Below are 17,427 nucleotides of genomic sequence, written 5' to 3' on the forward strand. Positions count from 1 at the left end.
AATAACATTGCAGGCGAAATCTCTACGCTTTATTTCATTTAATCAATTACACGAATAATTTAAATTGCTGCTAATTTAACCTGCATCATAAGTAAATCTAATACCTAATCGAGGTGGATAATCCCCCGACAACAACGAACATCAAACCAAACAAAAACAATAAGATAAAAACAAAAATCACACAAGCTACGTAATTTCCATCCACAGTAAATATCAAAAAAAAATCACTTTTCGCTTTTTTTAGCGACTTTTGTATTTCCCCTGGCGGGAAAAAACGGTAAAACCCTTGATTCACTGTTATTAATAAGGCAAACACAATACGCCCAATAACAAGTCAGAGTGTCGGCTGAGTGTGTGAGGAAATACGCATGAACCGCCACGCTGCAATAACACGGTGTTGTCTGTACACATTCATCAACATGAGGTTCGTATGCAAAGGCAGAAGTTACTTTTACAGATAGTGGTCGCTATCGTCGTGGGGATCATCGTCGGATGGGCCTGTCATGAGTACCTGGATAGTGCTCGTGCCAAAGAAATCGCGTCCTATTTTAATCTGATTACCGATGTTTTCCTGCGCCTTATCAAGATGATTATCGCACCGCTGGTCTTCGCCACGCTGGTCTCTGGTCTTGCCAGCATGGGCGACGCTTCTGCCGTAGGACGCGTGGGTCTGAAAGCCATGATCTGGTTCGTCACCGCCTCCATTCTGTCGTTGATTATCGGTATGGCGCTGGCCAACCTCTTCCAGCCGGGCGCGGACATGAATCTGGTCGCGACAACCACGCATGTGTCGACCGGGTTGAGCACCGATGGATTCACGTTGAAAAGCTTCATCAGCCACATCTTCCCCAAAAGCATTGTCGAAGCGATGGCGAACAATGAAATTCTGCAGATTTTGGTCTTTTCACTGTTCTTCGGCTCCGCGTTGGCTTATGTGAAACAACATAACAAGCATGCCACCACGATTCAGTCCTTGATTGATGAACTGGCCAAAGTGATGTTCCGTGTAACAGATTACGTCATGGGACTCGCGCCAATTGCCGTCTTCGCCGCTATCGCCTCCGCCATCACGACACAAGGCCTGGGCCTGCTGTATGACTTCGGCAAACTTATCGGCGAGTTTTACATCGGTCTGGCGCTGCTGTGGGGCGCACTGTTCCTGGTGGGCTATGCCTTCCTGGGCAAACGCATCGTCGTATTGGGTCAATTGATTCGCGAACCGACCGTACTGGCCTTCGCTACCGCCAGCAGCGAGTCCGCCTATCCGAAAACCATGGAAGCGCTGACCAAATTCGGCGTGCCGAAGAAAATCTCTAGCTTTGTACTGCCGCTGGGTTACTCCTTCAACCTCGACGGTTCCATGATGTATCAGTCCTTCGCCATCCTGTTTATTGCGCAGGCCTACAACATTGACCTAAGCCTGACCCAGCAGGTTCTGATCCTGCTGACGCTGATGATCACCAGTAAAGGCATGGCCGGCGTCGCCCGCGCTTCCGTTGTGGTCGTCGCCGCTACGCTGCCTATGTTTAGCCTGCCGGAAGCCGGTATTTTGCTGATTCTGGGCATCGACCAATTCCTGGATATGGGCCGTACCGCCACCAACGTCATCGGTAACAGCATTTCCACCGCGGTGGTCTCCAGTCTGGAAAAAAATGTCCACGACGTTGATGAAGAGGGGGATGAAACCGCGACTTCTACTCCTCCGGCAACGCAAATAGAGCAACAGCACGCCTAACTATCTCGTCAACCACCAGAAACAGCGGCCATATGGCCGCTGTTTTTTTCATCTAATGCCTATTTTCCAGTCTGGGATTTCTAAAAAAACATCACTTTGCGCATTCTGACAGCAAACAAACCTGATTTCGGGTTTCCGCCTTTGACATGCCCCCTGCCCCTCGTTATCATGCGCCCCGTTCACACGATTCCTCTGTAGTTCAGTCGGTAGAACGGCGGACTGTTAATCCGTATGTCACTGGTTCGAGTCCAGTCAGAGGAGCCAAATTCTTGTTTTCATGCCGCTCTGCGAATTCTTATGTGATTTTGATTCAATGAGTTAGCTTGAAAAGTCCTCCCGGTGCATTTTCAGTTTTACCTCCGCATCGGGAGAATTTGGTGGTCAGATTTGGGGTCAAGTTGGTTCGATGACGGAGTGACCCCCAAATGTCTCTTAACGACTCAAAAATCCGCAACTTAAAACCATCCGCTAAACCCTTCAAAGTTTCCGATTCTCATGGTCTGTATCTGTTGGTTAATCCAGGCGGCTCACGTCTCTGGTATCTCAAATATCGTGTTAATAGAAAAGAATCCCGTCTCGGCTTAGGTGCCTACCCTGATGTCTCTCTGGCCGACGCTCGTCAGCAGCGCGACGGCATCCGTAAAATGCTGGCACAGAATATCAACCCAGCACAACAACGTTATGCTGAAAGAGCCACTGCCTCGCCAGAGAAAACCTTCAAATCAGTGGCACTAAGCTGGCATAAAAACAACAGAGCCTGGTCAGAGAACCATGCCATTCGTCTGCTTGCCAGCATGAACAATCATATCTTCCCGATAATTGGACACCTGCCAGTCACAGAACTAAAAACCCGCCATTTCATCGACCTGCTGAAAGGAATTGAAAAAAAAGGTCTGCTGGAAGTGGCAGCACGAACCCGACAGCATATGTGCAACATCATGCGCCATGCCGTGCATCAGGAGTTGATAGAGCATAATCCGGCCGCTAATCTTGACGGTATCATCGCCCCGCCCGTCAAACGCCACTACCCTGCTCTTCCGCTGGAGAAACTACCGGAACTGTTGACTCGCATTGAGGACTACAAGCAAGGGCGAGAATTAACCCGTTTGGCAGTATCACTTACTCTGCACCTGTTCATCCGTTCCAGCGAGTTGCGTTTTTCCCGTTGGTCTGAGGTCGATTTCAGAAACAAAATCTGGACCATCCCAGCCACACGCGAAGCTATCCCCGGTGTCCGCTACTCAGGGCGTGGCGCGAAAATGCGAACACCGCATATCGTTCCTCTCTCCAGTCAGTCCATCACTATTCTGAAACAGATACGGGAAATATCCGGGTATCAAGAGCTGGTATTTCCCGGCGATCATAATCCTTATAAACCGATGTGCGAAAACACGATCAACAAGGCTCTAAGGCTGATGGGTTATGACACAAAAAATGAAATCTGCGGCCACGGATTTCGCGCAATAGCCTGTAGCGCGCTGATGGAATCTGGGCTGTGGTCGCAGGATGTCGTTGAACGTCAAATGAGTCATCAGGAACGTAACGGCGTTCGAGCAGCTTACATCCATAAAGCTGAATATCTCGATGCTAGAAAAGCGATGATGCAATGGTGGTCGGATTATCTGGATACCAACCGAGAAGGACATGTTGCACCATACATTTATGCTCAACAACATAAGACGGCTGGAGCGGCCTGATCGATAATGCACCTAAGAGCAGATCCTGATAACTGGATCTGCTTTTCAGACTGCGAGAAAATCTTGCCTCAACCTTGCAAAAAATCGTGAATTGTCAGGAAATTACTCAGACCGGATAGAGGAACGAAGGTCTATTGAGGGGTAATCAATAACGTAGAATTAGGGTTACTTTTCTTATAACGATGGTACTGCAAGATTAGCATTGCGAGATCCTCATCGACAGCATAAAAATACGCTTCCGGCACATCCAGCACCGCCGCAAAGCGGCGAACCAAACCAAAATCCGGTGAACTGACTTCCCTTTCATATTGGCTTACGCGAGAACTCGACGTCTCTTCATCCAGTCCAGCGAGACAACCGAGCTCGACCTGTTTTAATCCTGCATTCACTCGGGCCAATCTTAATCGTTTCCCAATCACGGCATTACCTGCTTCGCAGATTAACATAAGCCGATTATCGCCGTTCCCGCTAGGCCTCTCTTGAAGTGGTTCTTCACCTAGTAAATTTAAAATTTATTTTTGGTTATTTTAAACTCAAAAATGAAGATTTAATTCATTGAGAGTAGGAATAATTAAATCTAGAAGGGTAAGTGCACAGGAATTGAACACCAGACGCATTAGGACACCAACCTTACTGAGGTGTGATGAGCAGCGTGGAGTTCGGGTTGGCTTTCTTGAAACGGTGATACTGTAAGATCAAGGTGGCGAGATCGTCATCAACAGCATAGAAATACGCTTCAGGAACATCCAACACTGTAGCAAACCGAGAAACCAACCCAAAATCTGGCGCACTGATTTCTCTTTCATATTGGCTCACACGAGAGCTTGCTGTTTCCTCATCCAGACCAGCGAGGCAACCGAGTTCAGCCTGCTTCAATCCCTTGTTCACTCGGGCTAGTCTTAATCGCTTACCAATCACGATGTTACCCACTGTGCTGATTAACATGTACTAATTATCGCCTCTCCAAACAGCCCCTTCTTAAATTATTTCTTTATTTAATAAATTTTGCCTTTATTTTTGATCTTTTTTTGCTCTAAAATAAAGATATAGTTTACCTAGAAAAGCAAAGGTTTAATCTAACAGGAGGGAATATGAACAGTGAACAACGAGTACAACAAGAGGACTGGCATCCTGCCGATATCATTGCAGCCTTACGCAAACGGAAGACAACGTTAGCTGCTGTATCACGTAAGGCTGGTCTCAGTTCATCGACGCTGTCAAATGCACTAATTCGACCCTGGCCGAAGGGTGAACAACTTATTGCGGACGCTTTAGGCATACCAGCGAGTGAGATTTGGCCGAATCGTTACTTCGATTCACAAGGGAAACGTATTCCGAGAGAAATACGCCATAAAAAATAATTAAAGCACTTTTGGGATTTAAAGGTCAAATACAAACTAAAACAGGCGATTATCCAAACTCGACTCAATCGTACCGCATCGTCAATTGGTTCGTTATTGATTTCGAACCAATTGATATGTCCCGATTCAGGATCTTTGCATTCATTTTTAATACTGAGTTTGGTCGTGTTGCTGTAAATCAAATCACAACGCTAAGAATAAAAACCCACATAAGGTACTCACTCCATCTGCTGCTAGCGTCCTAGTTTGAACATTTTAGTGACAAACAGCGAAAAGCGATTGATAACGTCATCGTTTTACCAAAAACCACTCACTTATCCTATTTATCATTTTTAGAATCTTATCTACACGTCATGGCTGCATAAGGAAACGTTAACCACCTATGCGATAGGTCATTTTCATATAAAGGAGATGAATCATGATAATGAAAAATAGGATGTTCAATATTAAGAGAGATGAATTCAACTGGATTACGATACCAGAAGCTATAGTTTTAGCGACAAAGATAGGAAAATCACCATTAACAGAAGCTGATATTTATCGCAGTGCCTTATGTGGAAATATCAACCTTTCTATCTACTTCCAATCATCAGTAATTCTACGAAGAATTAAAACAAAAAATGCTAAGATAAAATTTAAACCGATCAGAAAGCATCTGATTAACCAGCTATGCATTCTCGAAAAAAACTGTCTCATTAATAACCGAAACTTGATAGTCTCTACCGAGGGGAAATATATTCATATTTCTCAAAGAGTGATTGATACTGCACTTATCGGCTATGAATACGTACTGGTTCAACATTTATTAGCAAGATCTCTGAGTATTCCACTACCCGTAATCGGAGAAAATCACATTAACTATGGTTTCACAGTCAACATTGATGACGATCATTTTCAAATATTTGAGAAGGTCAGATATCGTGAAAGGATAAAACAGCAAATCGCGAGACTTCCTAAGAACATCACATCGGATATTACTAAAAAAACCCCATATCTAAAAACAAATCAGTATAGCCATCGAGAATATTTTCCAATTCATGATTTACCAAAGGATGCCTGTTTTGTCATTAAACATACCGAACTTAAAAAATTAATTAACATGCCAGCCAAATATGATACTTCTCCGCCTTCCTCAACGCGTATATCTACACCATTATCGAGGCTGTTCTGGCTTGCCTGTAAAAACAATGAGTCTATAAGCCCATTAATCAGCCAACCTTATAAGCTTCTGTCCATCTTTGAACAGTGGGCTTCAAACGAAGGCATAACCGATCGATTCAGCGGCGATACGTTAAAAACGGCGCTTGAACGTGGTTCACCGACGTCTATTTAAGCACCTAATTAAAATGACATTACACGCTTCAATCTAAAAACCCGTATTAAGGATTGTGGTGTCCGTAATACGGGCTCTTCAACTTTCATACCTTTCCTCACTGTGTTTTTTTGTCATCTCCGGGCATATGCCATTTCTGCACTGGAGGTATTGATGACATCGCATCAGTTATTACGTCTGAAACAAGTGGAAGTAAAAACCGGCCTGAAGCGCTCGCAAATCTACCTATATATGAAAGAAGGCTCCTTTCCTTCTTCAATAAAGATTGGACCGGCCAGCGTGGCTTGGCTCGAATCCGAAATCGACGAATGGATAAATCTTAAATTAACTAACCGTTTAACACGCTCAAGGGAGATATAACATCATGATTCCCTCCCTAAATTATGCGGTGTTAACAAACGCCCTTACCGCTCTTAAGGAAGGCAATTTTCGTTATTGTGAAACGTTAGGATTTACATTCGACGAACTGAACGCTCTCAATCAGCTATCCCTCGACGAACTGTTTATTGTCAGCCGAGCATCAGCACAGTTTATGTCGATTACTGTCCGTCACGACGTTCTACAACAGATCCTGACGCTGTCCCACCAAGAAGCCCAACGCCAGCAGCAGATAAATCGCGCCGTCAGATTGGGAGGATCTATTGCACTCTTGAATCACTTTTTTGGCCTCACCTCGAATGAAGTCTGCGCTCGTCGCCGATTGCTGGGTGTCACCATCCCTTATGGCCGAACGCCTGTTCCAGATGAAGACATTGATGCAGAAATCTGGCTGTCATGGAAAAAGAACCGCTCTGAAAACCTTGATACACCTGAAGCGCTGGAAACAATGATGCTGGTTACTGAGTCCTTATCTTCTAGGGAAAAAGGGCTCTCCCTGACCGCCGTCTGGAACCGTATCACCCTTTGTGAGAAAGAAGCACTGAACAGGAGGATATTGCATGCCAGATGAGATCGATCGCGATCAGGAATTTAATGAGCAACGCCTGGAAGAGATGATTGAACAGAACCGTTTCAAGCCAGCAACTACACCTTCATTACATTATTGTCGTTTGTGTGGTGAACCTATTCCCGAGCAGAGACGCCAAACCCTGCCGGGCGTGACAACCTGTACGGAATGCCAAACCATACTTGAGCGCCGTCAGCGCTGATAACAAGATGACACTCGCGCAGAGTAATTATATCCTCTGCGCGTTTTTTCATTATCCGAATAAGTCACTATTCGTATTTTAAGCAGCTAAGCACTGAATAAAAAACCGTTACCATTGTTACTTAGCTGTATTGCTTCAGACTTGATCTGGCAGATCTTTGTGTTAGAACTCGATAGAACCTCACGGTCAGCAACGAGCGAGGAACGGAAGTTCGTTTTCAGGTAACATACTCCATATGCAAGAGGATCTCTAAAAGAGAATGGGGCGTCTAAGCGGGATACTTACAACGATTCTTGCCGTATTCACAGTAAGCACTCATTTGGGCGTATTTTTATTCAAATAGCAAACACCAATAAAAGGAATTTTCATGAACAATATTCCCTCTATGCCGCAGTTAGGAATTTATGTCTCAAAAATCGATCCCACCCTTCGCATCACTGTAACCGACGTTGATATTGTTGATGACGATGATGACTCTCCTGATGATGAATTGTTTTATTTAGTCCGCTGGATCGAGGGGGAAGATGAAAGTGATATGTCTGCGATGGAATTTGAGCTAGACCCAGTAGAATGGCAGGCTTTCGTTGAGTCTGAGCAATTAGTGTTTGAGCGCGATCCATACATGGATTCAGCCCCCGAAAATTCAAACCTTGCGAAAATTCGGGATTTACTCATGAAGAGTAAACAGAATGATCGTTCGTAAGTACCCATCAGGAAAGTGGCTTAGCGAGTGTTATCTATTTAGGGCAAACGGCAAACGAATTCGCAAGAAATTTGCCACCAAAGGTGAAACACTTTCACATGAACGCTGTATAATAAATAGCACGTCCGACCTGCCGTCTAATACCCGCCTTGTACGGGGTTTGTGCTTTATGAACCTAAATCTTAACTCAGGAGTAAGGTAGTGGACACTTTGTCTATTAAAGGGATTTTTGAAGTTCTCGTTAACAATTGGGTTCCTGGTATCTTCACCTTCTTTTTAGGTATCTGTTACTCAAATATCGTTGAAAAAAAGAAACTTAAACAGAAGCTAAAGAACGATATTCTTGAGATCTTCATACCGGTCTTCAATGCAGGGAACGAGATCTCATTCGAAATCGCGGAGAATGCTTGCAGGAAGATGAAAGGTACCTTTCAGTCATACAAGAGAATATATCCAGGTATCTTCAACAAAGAGGTAGAGAGTGAGCTTGAAGACCTACTAAAAGATGGTTTCCTCATAAATGGTGAAGTTAATCCGCATTACTTTGAACCAGACAATATTGAGAACCTGATTAAAAGATTGTAGCTTCATTCAAACCCCGCCCTTGCGGGGTATTTGCATCATGCGTCAATAACAGCTATTTGATCTGCGTCCCGTTGATCCGCGCAATATTCTATTAGATATTGCCGTTTTTGGCACAAAGCAGTCTGCAAGAAGCGCAAAATAACTGCTATGAGCGAAGACCTGAATTGTATCCCGCATAATCGTGCCATTCACATTTAGAGGTCATATGCATTCAAATATAAGTATATTTTTCTGTAGCAACGAGCCTATGTCCCATATCCATGATTGTTTCTATGAATTACGACTTTAAGCTCGTCGCTAATAAAGGAAATCAATTTAAAATAAATGGAATATCCTTTCGAAGTTTCTGCGAAAGCTCATGCTCGGGATAATACGCTACTGCCAGCTTCCAGACACGACTTGCTTCATCATAATTTCTCGAATTCCAGTAAAGACCTCCAAGATTGAACAATGCCAATTCGTTATTCTTATTTATTGATAAGCATTTTTCATAAGAATCGATTGCCTCTTGAATATATCCTTGAAATTCGTAGGCAACAGCGACTTGGAACCAGCTAAAATCATCAGGTTGGATTTTTTCAGCTTGCTCAACCAAAATAGGCAAGCTTTCTTGGAAGCGACCAAGATGATTCAGAGCTACTCCAAGACAATATCCATATTCGCCACCCGCAATTCCATATGCTTTACGGAAGTGTATCTCTGCATCTTCCCACTCGTCTTCATCTTGTGCCCAATGACCTATACGATCCCACAGGAAAGCACTATCTTCATTACTAACATTATTTATTCGCAGTTCAAACTCCTTCTTAAAATCATGGTACGAATATTTAGTTAAATTATCATTAACTCTTAAGTAATTTTTCGCCAATAGAATTTCTCTAGATGCATCAGGGTGATTAGGGTAGAATTCTAAAAAGCGAGCCCAAAAAGGCAAGCTAAGTTTAGCAGAAGCAGTCGAAGTTCGACAGAACGCTGCAACTAGCATTAAGCACCATTTCCATAAGTCCTCTTTATTATCATTCCGAGTTAATAGACTATTAATCTCTCTATATGCCGAACGATAATCCCCCATATTGAAAAGAGTGTTTATTCTCCATTTTTCAACATATATTAGTTTATGCTGGTAATTTCCTGGGAAAAGCACTCTGTCTAAATATTCTAATGCCAATTCATAATTACCCCTACGATTATGAATTACTCCCAAAGCTAAATTAGCTTCACTTAAGTTTGGTTCTAACTCAAGTGCCTTCTTATAGCATTCATATGCTTCATTTTTATTCCCTAGCTTTGAGTAACTACTACCCATATTTTTGTAGCATTGCGCAGCTAATTTCTCTGCTTCGATTATATGCTCAAGAGCAGTCTTATACTCTTGAATAGCTTCTTTGTCCCTGTCAAGAGCCGTAAACCCATTACCTATTGAATAATATAAACTTCCCTTTGTTATATTACCCTCTTCCAATCTATCTCTAAGATATTGTATACCATTTAAAACCCTTTCTTCATTGCCATTAACTCTATCCATAGCTTTATTAATTTCCGACATATATGGAATGATCATAGCCGGATGGTCAGGGCCGAAAATAGCTAAAAACTCATAAAAATTAGCACTTATTACATCATCATAGTTATTTTCATACAATGAATTAAGTAATTCATGAGCTAATTTTTTATCTTCTGGTATATGTATCTTCGGTATGACTTTATTAATAACATCGCTAACATTTGAAATATGATTTGTTATCAACTCGATTCTAGCATTACGGTCACTCATGGCATTAAATCTAGCCACCTCTGCAATTTCATGCAAACGAGAGTCAGAAATATCCTCAATGAATTTTACAGTGAGTGTTTCTTGCTCAATCCATTGCTTTTCAGACTGTTCATAGCTTCGAATCACGCTTTCAGCGAATGTTATTTTTAGACTATTACTTGGGGCATGGAAACACACATAAAAAGAATAGGGGTGCATTAATAGATAATTCAGGTTAGCTCTATTAACAGATATGCTGACCGATCCATCATTATTCAATTCTTGCTCAGTACCTTTTAGTTGAACAAACAATCTAATATTAGTTGCTTGACCATTTGTTGTGATTTCGAGTTGATAGTCTACGCCGTAATCATTTATATCCTGACTTTGAATGAAAAAATCATTTGAATCTCTAAGGAAATGTTCAAAAGCTGATATCGCAAGTCTTTCAATCCTGTGGTTTCTATCTCTTTTGGGGAAATCATTTAAATGATGCATTTTGTGTCCCTGTATACTGTGTGCTGAGATATCATCCCCCTATTAAACTCGATTTCAGTATTTTGGCAACTATTTGAAGCAACTGTAACTTAGAGTGCGTAAACTTAAGAATCTCCGATGGAGATGGTAGCGGGCGACAACTTTTGACAACTCACTCCCATCACCAACTGACTGGCTTGCTCCGCGTTGATAGGTATAGTTATGTCAACTTTGTCCCCTTATGGCACAAAGCTGCCTGTCATATTAGGTATGTCCATAAGCGACAACTCAAAATCAAGCCAATACAATCCATCAAATAATTACCACACTATATATTTTCTCTCTCATTCCTTTTTTGATTTTCTCATTCTCATCCTGACGCCGATATCGCACGCTTATCGCGCCACCTTCCCTTGGCGAGCGTTATGGCCGTTTATTCGTCCGAGCCGAGTATTGCTCTTTAAAAAGATGAGTCGGGCTGTCACACAACCACAATTCAGGGTGCCGCTGAATGTTCTCGCTGACCCGTTGAAATCGGAATGCAGAATCGGGATGTGAACGATTGAGTTAATTCACCATAACTTTTGATGAAAGGAAATAGCATGAGAAAACCTACCTATCACGTATTTATCACGCAGGAAAGCCAACCCAATACCAGCAGAGAGAAGAACACGTATTGGACAAAAGTCGGCGTGGCGTTCGTGCATAACGGGAAATCTGGATTGAACATCGTACTGACGCCTGGCATTGCTGTCTCCGGTAAGCTGGTGCTTCTTGAACCCAAGGATGATAGCGATACGCCGCAGGCACCCCAGCACGATTAACGCTCAACTCTCCCTCCTTTTCCCTTGCCATCGACTATCTGATGGCTACGTGTGGCTAGACTTGTTACCGAGGCAACCATGCTTTCACCCACTGCTTTTATGGCGGCGGTCATGCAGTGTGCCGCCACTATTCACCCATCCACCGCGTCTGATGTGGCAAAAGTAGAATCCAGCTTTAATCCTTATGCCGTCGCTGAAATTGTGCCAAAGAAAGAGAGAAAACCCGGCAGCGTAGGCATCATTTCTCATCAACCCACCAGCAAGCAAGTTGCCGTCAACATCATCAAGCAGGTGGCAGCAAAAGGTCGTCGCTATTCGGTCGGGCTGATGCAAATCACCAGTACCAACTTTCGCCATTACGGCGTAACAGCACATGACTTGTTAGATCCCTGTACCAATCTGTCTGTTTTTGAGCGTATTCTCACCGACTGCTACCAGCGAGGTGGCACGCTGAAGAGAGCACTCAGTTGTTACTATTCCGGCAATTTCGATACGGGTCAGCAGCCAGAATCTGCCTTTAACCAAACCAGCTATATCCAACGTATTGGCTATGCGGTCCCGTCAACGCGGGAAGATCTCAAACACAGTACCACCAGCCAATCCAATTCAGAGATTCATTACCCGGCTACCGTCCTGCGCGGTGAGCTTAACGAAAAAACCATACCTGTTTTGACCTCCTTGCACTATCCCGACGCCATCCTTCGCGGTGATATATCCCTGCCTGTGATTAATGAGGAGCAATGACGATGCAAAAACGTAAATACTGGCCTGCGTTTTCTTCCCTATTGATATCAACCCAGACGCTGGCAGCAGGAAGCGGATTTAATAAAGCCAACGATACGCTGAATAATACCTCCACCGGTTTGCTCGGGCTGGCCGCCGTCACGATCACGCTAGCAACCATGTGGGTGGGTTACAAGGTGTTGTTTGATGGTAAAAGCTTGCATGACATGCGCAACGTCATTATCGGAGCCATCCTGATTGTCGGCGCATCGGGCTTTGGTGCCTATTGGGCATCCTAGGAGGAACCGATGACCACCCTGAACAAAGCGCTGACCCGCCCTGCCGCCATTATGGGTATTCCTCTCGTCCCGTTCGTGATCGTCAGCGGTGTTATCGTCCTGCTGTCGGTTTATACCAGCTATTACCTTGCGTTGTTATTGATCCCAGCCTGGCTGGAAATGAAGGCAAAAGCCCGAACGGATATTCATTATTTCGGACTGCTGTGGTTGGCCTTTAAAACTCGCGGGCGATTTGCCACGAATCGCCATTTTGGTGCCCGTGCCGTGCTGGCAAACCACTATGACGCCGTCGATGTTTCGGAGTTTACCGCTAAGATGAAATTAAACGAGCGCATCACGCTGAATAAATACATTCCCTATTCCTCCCACATTCACCCTCACATAATAAGAAATCGCGCCGGTGATTTAGTCGCTACGTGGGAATTGGACGGCACTGTTTTTGAATGTGAGGATGAACATCATCTGACATTGCTGGCAAGCCACCTTAACAACCTGATCCGCTCGTATGAAGGGTTACCGATCACCTTCTATATTCACCGCATACGGGAGAAATATCAGGATGGCTTTGAGGCCAATTCGGGCATTCCCTTTTCCGATGAAGTCACGGAACGCTATTACCAGCCACTAAAAGAGAAACAACTCTGGCGGCATCGGCTGTTTTTCACCATCTGTTATGCCCCTTTCTCCACGCTGGAGAAAAAAATCATGAAGACGCAGCCCGCAGGAAAAAGGAAAGCGGCGCTGGATGATGCTCTGAAAGGGATGCTGGAACACCATGAAGCTATCAACACCGCCCTGTCGCGTTATGTGGCAACGCCATTGGGCCTCTATGAGGAGAAAGGTCGGGTTTACTCTTCGCAACTGGCTTTCTACCATCGTCTGATTACCGGCAAATGGCAGAACGTGGCGGTGACACGCACACCGTCTTATCACACACTCAGCACGCCGGATGTGTTCTTCACTACCGATACCGCCGAATGTCAGACGGTCGGCGGTTCCCACTTCTTCCGCAGTCTGGAAATTAAAGACTATTCACCGGAGACCTACACCGGCCTGCTCGATGCGCTGCTGTATGCCGAAAGCGAGTATGTACTGACGCAGTCTTTTACCTGTATGGCACGGGATGAAGCGCAAAATCATATCCGACTGGCGGAAAAACGGCTGAACTCAACCGACGATGACGCCATTTCACAGCGTGAGGAATTGATCGTCTTACGCGATCTGCTCCAGTCAGGGCATGTGTCTTGCGGCAAGTATCACTTTTCCTTACTGGTCTCCTCCACAAGCGCCGATCAGGTGGTAAAGGAAACCAACGCACTGGCTCAGCCTTTTAACGATCTCGGCATTATGACATCACTATCCACACTGTCGTTACCTGCCGCCTATCTGGCTCAACTCCCCGGCGTCTACTCGCTGCGACCCCGTCTGGTGGTGGTCAGTAGCCAGAACTACGCAGATATGGGGAGTCTGCATAACTTTCATCCTCACAAGCGTAATGGCAATCCGTGGGGTGAGGCTATCGCCATCCTGAAATCTCCCGGTGGTGGCGGTTATTATCTGAACTTGCATGACAGTCAGGCAGGACGGAATGACTTCAATGAGAAAACGCCGGGGAATACCGCCATCATCGGTAAAACAGGTTCAGGAAAGACCCTGCTGATGACGATGATGAAACAGTTGATGCAGAAGTACCGCAATCCGGCGACATTCTCCGCTTCTGCCACCATCAAACAGCTGACTACCGTTTACTTTGATAAAGACAGAGCGGCGGAGATGTCGATCCGCCAGATGGGCGGTTGCTATTTCCGTATCCGGACCGGTATCCCTACCGGATTCAACCCATTTTCACTTACTCCCACTCGGCGGAATATCAGCTTTATCAAGCGACTGATTCGGATGCTGTGCCGTCGTGACGGTAAGCCACTTGATCCCCGCGATGAAGAGCGTATCAGCACTGCGGTGGATACCATTATGCTGGACTATCCGCCGGAATATCGCCGCTATGGTATTACCCGATTGCTGGAAGTGTTGCCTGAACCACCGACCAAAGAGGCACGAACTAATGGTCTGCGTATACGCCTGAAACAGTGGGCGCAGGGCGGTGAGTTTGGCTGGGTGTTCGATAACGAGGAGGACACGTTCAACATCAGCAATATTGATAACTTTGGTATCGACGGTACGGAATTCCTGGATGATGACGACATACGTGGGCCGATCACCTTTTACTTACTGTACCGCGTCACCAGCCTGTTAGATGGTCGCCGACTGGTGATGTTTATGGATGAGTTCTGGAAATGGCTGGCTGATGTGGAGTTTTCTAAATTCTCCCTCAACATGCTCAAGGTGATCCGCAAACTGAACGGCATTTTTATTCCCGCTACCCAGTCACCCGATGAAATCGTCAGGCATCCCATCGCTCCGGCGATTATTGAGCAGTGCAGTACCCAAATTTTTCTCGCCAATCCCAAGGCCAGCCGTACAGATTACGTGGAGAAAATGAAAGTCCCTGAAAGCGTTTACGACGTTGTTCGCAACCTTGATCCGAGCGAGCACTATATGGTTGTCCTGAAAACACCACTGCGTGCTGGTGAAACTCGCCCGTTTGTCGCCATGGCAAGGATGGATTTATCGGGCCTCGGAAACATCACCAAAATCCTGAGCGGCAGTGAAGACAACCTGAAAATATTTGATGCCATTTATCAGGAAGGCATGTCACCCAGCGACTGGAAAGAAACGTACCTTAACCAAGCTATCTGATATTCACCTCGGAGGTCATCACCATGCAATCCAGAAAGATGTGTCTGGCGTTATCGCTATTGATGTCTACACCAGCGATGAGCGCCGGTATCCCGGTATTTGATGCCGCCAGTAATACCGAGTCGATTAACCAATGGATTCAGAAACTCCAGCAATGGCAGGAAACGGTCACTCACTATAAAAGCGAGCTTGACGCCTATAAGCAGCAATTAGCGACTGCAACAGGCATACGGGATATTCAGGGATTTCTCCACGATGCTAAAAACCTAAAAAACGATATCGAACATCTCCGTAAAAATGGTATTTCACTGGATGACCTGCTGACCAACCCAAGCGGTTATTATTCTTCTGACCTTCAGCACCTATATAATAAATATCAATCGTTTGATATTTGTAATCAGTCCAGTTCATCGCAACGGTATCAGGAAAGTTGCAAACAACTTGTCCTCAATCAGGCAGTCTCAATTGAGAATACCAGCGATGTCCAAAACAAGATTAATAGCACATTAAACGATATATCAGACTTATCCGACCGCATAGCCAACGCCAAAGACTCGAAAGAGTCACAGGACTTGGCTAACGCGGTGGCAGCCAAAAGCGTACAATTGAATGCATTAGCCAGCCAATGGGAAATGTCAGTCAAGCAGGCTGAACAGCGTGCCGCGATGTTGACTCAACAGCGGCAAAAAGCATTCAATGAACAACAACTCGCCGCTCCGATTCCTGACTTTAATTATTGAGAGGGTAAGAATGAAAACGTCACTTTGCATTTTTACAGTTCTTTTAGGCTCATTATTTCTTTCGGGGTGTGATAACCCGAAATCAACGCAATGGTACAAAGAACATTCGGATGAAATGAACCAGCGATATAAAGCGTGTGAATCGTCCGGTGATGACTCTCAAGATTGCAAAAATGCACGAGAAGCGCGATTTGAACTCCGTCAGGAAAATGCCAAGGTTCCCGATTTGAATTAAAGGGGTCATCTATGTCAGGTGGTATGTTTGTTGGAATGAACAACACGATCACTGACGGTTTACATGCCGTACTGCGGGGACAAACCTCCGTGTACGGCGATATGGTAAGCGTTATCGCCGTCAGCTCCTTCACGTTATTTGTCACGTATCGGGGTTATCAAACTCTGGCTGGAAAACTTCAAACACCAGTAGAAGATGTCATATGGGATGTCGGGCGAATGCTGCTAATCATGACATTCGTTTTAAATCTCGATGGTTGGTTGGATTTAGCCATTTCGGCCATTAACGGATTAACCGACGGCGTCAGCGGTGATGACAACGTCTGGGTGTTACTGGATACCGTCTGGGCGAAAGCGCAAACGATAGGACAAAAGCTTTATAAACAGGACGATTCCACCTATGTAAAACTCAACGGCGGTATTGCCCAACTGCTGGTCTGGGGAGGTGCAATCGTCACTCTGCTATTTGGTTCGGCAGTTAACCTGTTAGCCGGCATTATCATTGTATTAACGACCACCACCGCACCGTTATTTATTTTCTGCCTGCTGTATGGATTCCTTATTCCGATGTTTAACAACTGGCTGAAAATTATCTTCACGGTGATCCTGACGATTATGTTTTCTGCGTTATCCATCAGGATTGTCATTAATTATCTCAATGGCTTATTAGATAAAGCGGTTAATTTTGCAGATAGCGCCAATATCATTACACTGGGTGTTCAGTGCTGCGTTGCGGGTGTTATTTCAGGTGTCATTATCTGGTTTTCAGCAAAAATCGCGAACGCATTAGGTGGCGTAGCCGTTCAAGCCGCACTACAGGGTGCCGCCATGAGCGGCTTACGTGGGCTGGCGAAGCCCTCTTCTGATGCAGCAAAACCGGTCATGAAAACCGGTGCGGGGGGGGTCCAGTTAGCGGCAAAAGCGGGCGTCAGCGCCGCTACTGCAACAGGTTCACTTATCGCCGCAGGCACCAGCAAAGCCCTACCCGCATGGCAAAAACGTGCGGCTTCTATCGATAGCATGAAGCGTTTCAATCAACAGCGTAACCGCTAATCTCC

The 17,427-nt window shown here is 45.1% G+C and carries 19 protein-coding genes and 1 tRNA gene; 17 read left to right on the forward strand and 3 right to left on the reverse strand.

The window, feature by feature from the left end:
• Positions 1-430: 430 nt before the first annotated feature.
• The 3 genes from BLU64_RS05615 (at position 431) to BLU64_RS05625 (ending at position 3,432) form a co-directional block, all read left to right on the forward strand.
• Positions 431-1,735, forward strand: a complete 1,305-nt coding sequence (locus BLU64_RS05615; RefSeq protein ID WP_051625419.1) for a dicarboxylate/amino acid:cation symporter — start codon at positions 431-433, stop codon at positions 1,733-1,735.
• 188 nt (positions 1,736-1,923) lie between these two features.
• Positions 1,924-1,999 (forward strand) — tRNA-Asn (locus BLU64_RS05620).
• 161 nt (positions 2,000-2,160) lie between these two features.
• Positions 2,161-3,432: a tyrosine-type recombinase/integrase gene (locus BLU64_RS05625; protein ID WP_026741536.1), complete on the forward strand. Its 1,272-nt coding sequence runs from the start codon at positions 2,161-2,163 to the stop codon at positions 3,430-3,432.
• A gap of 131 nt (positions 3,433-3,563) precedes the next feature.
• Here BLU64_RS05625 and BLU64_RS05630 read toward each other — a convergent pair whose 3' ends face one another.
• Entirely contained in the window at positions 3,564-3,878 is a 315-nt protein-coding gene (locus BLU64_RS05630) for a helix-turn-helix domain-containing protein (RefSeq protein ID WP_026741535.1), read from the reverse strand.
• A 184-nt stretch (positions 3,879-4,062) separates the two neighbouring features.
• Positions 4,063-4,377 carry a helix-turn-helix domain-containing protein gene (locus BLU64_RS05635; protein WP_026741534.1) on the reverse strand — a complete coding sequence of 105 codons (315 nt, stop codon included), beginning with the start codon at positions 4,375-4,377 and terminating at the stop codon, positions 4,063-4,065.
• 146 nt (positions 4,378-4,523) lie between these two features.
• Between BLU64_RS05635 and BLU64_RS05640 the strand changes: the two genes are divergently transcribed.
• From BLU64_RS05640 to BLU64_RS05670, 7 genes are all read left to right on the forward strand, one after another.
• Entirely contained in the window at positions 4,524-4,793 is a 270-nt protein-coding gene (locus BLU64_RS05640; RefSeq protein ID WP_071999722.1) for a helix-turn-helix domain-containing protein, read from the forward strand.
• Positions 4,794-5,211: 418 nt separating this feature from the next.
• Positions 5,212-6,126: a hypothetical protein gene (locus tag BLU64_RS05645; protein WP_026741533.1), complete on the forward strand. Its 915-nt coding sequence runs from the start codon at positions 5,212-5,214 to the stop codon at positions 6,124-6,126.
• A 153-nt stretch (positions 6,127-6,279) separates the two neighbouring features.
• The gene (locus tag BLU64_RS05650) at positions 6,280-6,486 is read left to right on the forward strand and encodes an AlpA family transcriptional regulator (RefSeq protein ID WP_026741532.1); all 207 of its coding nucleotides are present in this window, start codon (positions 6,280-6,282) and stop codon (positions 6,484-6,486) included.
• A gap of 4 nt (positions 6,487-6,490) precedes the next feature.
• Entirely contained in the window at positions 6,491-7,075 is a 585-nt protein-coding gene (locus BLU64_RS05655; RefSeq protein WP_026741531.1) for a DUF2857 domain-containing protein, read from the forward strand.
• Complete coding sequence (locus tag BLU64_RS05660; protein ID WP_015730135.1) at positions 7,065-7,274, forward strand: TraR/DksA family transcriptional regulator; 210 nt, start codon at positions 7,065-7,067, stop codon at positions 7,272-7,274. The genes BLU64_RS05655 and BLU64_RS05660 overlap by 11 nt, the downstream gene beginning before the upstream one ends.
• 367 nt (positions 7,275-7,641) lie before the next feature.
• Positions 7,642-7,977: a DUF8087 domain-containing protein gene (locus BLU64_RS05665; RefSeq protein ID WP_026741530.1), complete on the forward strand. Its 336-nt coding sequence runs from the start codon at positions 7,642-7,644 to the stop codon at positions 7,975-7,977.
• Positions 7,978-8,178: 201 nt separating this feature from the next.
• Positions 8,179-8,562, forward strand: coding sequence for a hypothetical protein (locus BLU64_RS05670; protein ID WP_051625418.1), 384 nt, complete (start codon positions 8,179-8,181; stop codon positions 8,560-8,562).
• Between the two features lie 310 nt (positions 8,563-8,872).
• Here BLU64_RS05670 and BLU64_RS05675 read toward each other — a convergent pair whose 3' ends face one another.
• Positions 8,873-10,813: a tetratricopeptide repeat protein gene (locus BLU64_RS05675; RefSeq protein WP_026741528.1), complete on the reverse strand. Its 1,941-nt coding sequence runs from the start codon at positions 10,811-10,813 to the stop codon at positions 8,873-8,875.
• A gap of 581 nt (positions 10,814-11,394) precedes the next feature.
• Here BLU64_RS05675 and BLU64_RS05680 point away from each other — a divergent pair.
• From BLU64_RS05680 to BLU64_RS05710, 7 genes are all read left to right on the forward strand, one after another.
• Entirely contained in the window at positions 11,395-11,616 is a 222-nt protein-coding gene (locus BLU64_RS05680) for a hypothetical protein (RefSeq protein WP_026741527.1), read from the forward strand.
• A 78-nt stretch (positions 11,617-11,694) separates the two neighbouring features.
• A complete protein-coding gene (locus BLU64_RS05685) occupies positions 11,695-12,360 on the forward strand; it encodes a lytic transglycosylase domain-containing protein (protein WP_026741526.1) in 666 nt (221 codons plus the stop codon).
• A complete protein-coding gene (locus BLU64_RS05690) occupies positions 12,357-12,638 on the forward strand; it encodes a TrbC/VirB2 family protein (protein WP_026741525.1) in 282 nt (93 codons plus the stop codon). Before BLU64_RS05685 ends, BLU64_RS05690 begins: the two co-directional genes overlap by 4 nt.
• A 9-nt stretch (positions 12,639-12,647) precedes the next feature.
• Entirely contained in the window at positions 12,648-15,395 is a 2,748-nt protein-coding gene (locus BLU64_RS05695; RefSeq protein WP_026741524.1) for a VirB4 family type IV secretion/conjugal transfer ATPase, read from the forward strand.
• A 23-nt stretch (positions 15,396-15,418) separates the two neighbouring features.
• The gene (locus BLU64_RS05700; RefSeq protein ID WP_026741523.1) at positions 15,419-16,135 is read left to right on the forward strand and encodes a TrbJ/VirB5 family protein; all 717 of its coding nucleotides are present in this window, start codon (positions 15,419-15,421) and stop codon (positions 16,133-16,135) included.
• A gap of 10 nt (positions 16,136-16,145) precedes the next feature.
• Positions 16,146-16,370 carry an EexN family lipoprotein gene (locus BLU64_RS05705; protein ID WP_071999721.1) on the forward strand — a complete coding sequence of 75 codons (225 nt, stop codon included), beginning with the start codon at positions 16,146-16,148 and terminating at the stop codon, positions 16,368-16,370.
• Between the two features lie 11 nt (positions 16,371-16,381).
• Positions 16,382-17,422, forward strand: a complete 1,041-nt coding sequence (locus BLU64_RS05710) for a TrbL/VirB6 family protein (protein WP_026741522.1) — start codon at positions 16,382-16,384, stop codon at positions 17,420-17,422.
• Positions 17,423-17,427 lie beyond the last annotated feature (5 nt).

This window comes from Lonsdalea quercina (assembly GCF_900107885.1).
Taxonomy (GTDB): domain Bacteria; phylum Pseudomonadota; class Gammaproteobacteria; order Enterobacterales; family Enterobacteriaceae; genus Lonsdalea; species Lonsdalea quercina.

Bases quoted from the DNA above. Each gene is read 5' to 3' on its own strand.
- BLU64_RS05695 (WP_026741524.1), top strand. From the start codon at position 12,648: ATGACCACCCTGAACAAAGCGCTGACCCGCCCTGCCGCCATTATGGGT.
- BLU64_RS05615 (WP_051625419.1), top strand. From the start codon at position 431: ATGCAAAGGCAGAAGTTACTTTTACAGATAGTGGTCGCTATCGTCGTG.
- BLU64_RS05685 (WP_026741526.1), top strand. From the start codon at position 11,695: ATGCTTTCACCCACTGCTTTTATGGCGGCGGTCATGCAGTGTGCCGCC.
- BLU64_RS05705 (WP_071999721.1), top strand. From the start codon at position 16,146: ATGAAAACGTCACTTTGCATTTTTACAGTTCTTTTAGGCTCATTATTT.
- BLU64_RS05640 (WP_071999722.1), top strand. From the start codon at position 4,524: ATGAACAGTGAACAACGAGTACAACAAGAGGACTGGCATCCTGCCGAT.
- BLU64_RS05690 (WP_026741525.1), top strand. From the start codon at position 12,357: ATGACGATGCAAAAACGTAAATACTGGCCTGCGTTTTCTTCCCTATTG.
- BLU64_RS05645 (WP_026741533.1), top strand. From the start codon at position 5,212: ATGATAATGAAAAATAGGATGTTCAATATTAAGAGAGATGAATTCAAC.
- BLU64_RS05700 (WP_026741523.1), top strand. From the start codon at position 15,419: ATGCAATCCAGAAAGATGTGTCTGGCGTTATCGCTATTGATGTCTACA.
- BLU64_RS05625 (WP_026741536.1), top strand. From the start codon at position 2,161: ATGTCTCTTAACGACTCAAAAATCCGCAACTTAAAACCATCCGCTAAA.
- BLU64_RS05650 (WP_026741532.1), top strand. From the start codon at position 6,280: ATGACATCGCATCAGTTATTACGTCTGAAACAAGTGGAAGTAAAAACC.
- BLU64_RS05655 (WP_026741531.1), top strand. From the start codon at position 6,491: ATGATTCCCTCCCTAAATTATGCGGTGTTAACAAACGCCCTTACCGCT.
- BLU64_RS05635 (WP_026741534.1), bottom strand. From the start codon at position 4,377: ATGTTAATCAGCACAGTGGGTAACATCGTGATTGGTAAGCGATTAAGA.
- BLU64_RS05630 (WP_026741535.1), bottom strand. From the start codon at position 3,878: ATGTTAATCTGCGAAGCAGGTAATGCCGTGATTGGGAAACGATTAAGA.
- BLU64_RS05665 (WP_026741530.1), top strand. From the start codon at position 7,642: ATGAACAATATTCCCTCTATGCCGCAGTTAGGAATTTATGTCTCAAAA.
- BLU64_RS05680 (WP_026741527.1), top strand. From the start codon at position 11,395: ATGAGAAAACCTACCTATCACGTATTTATCACGCAGGAAAGCCAACCC.
- BLU64_RS05710 (WP_026741522.1), top strand. From the start codon at position 16,382: ATGTCAGGTGGTATGTTTGTTGGAATGAACAACACGATCACTGACGGT.
- BLU64_RS05660 (WP_015730135.1), top strand. From the start codon at position 7,065: ATGCCAGATGAGATCGATCGCGATCAGGAATTTAATGAGCAACGCCTG.
- BLU64_RS05675 (WP_026741528.1), bottom strand. From the start codon at position 10,813: ATGCATCATTTAAATGATTTCCCCAAAAGAGATAGAAACCACAGGATT.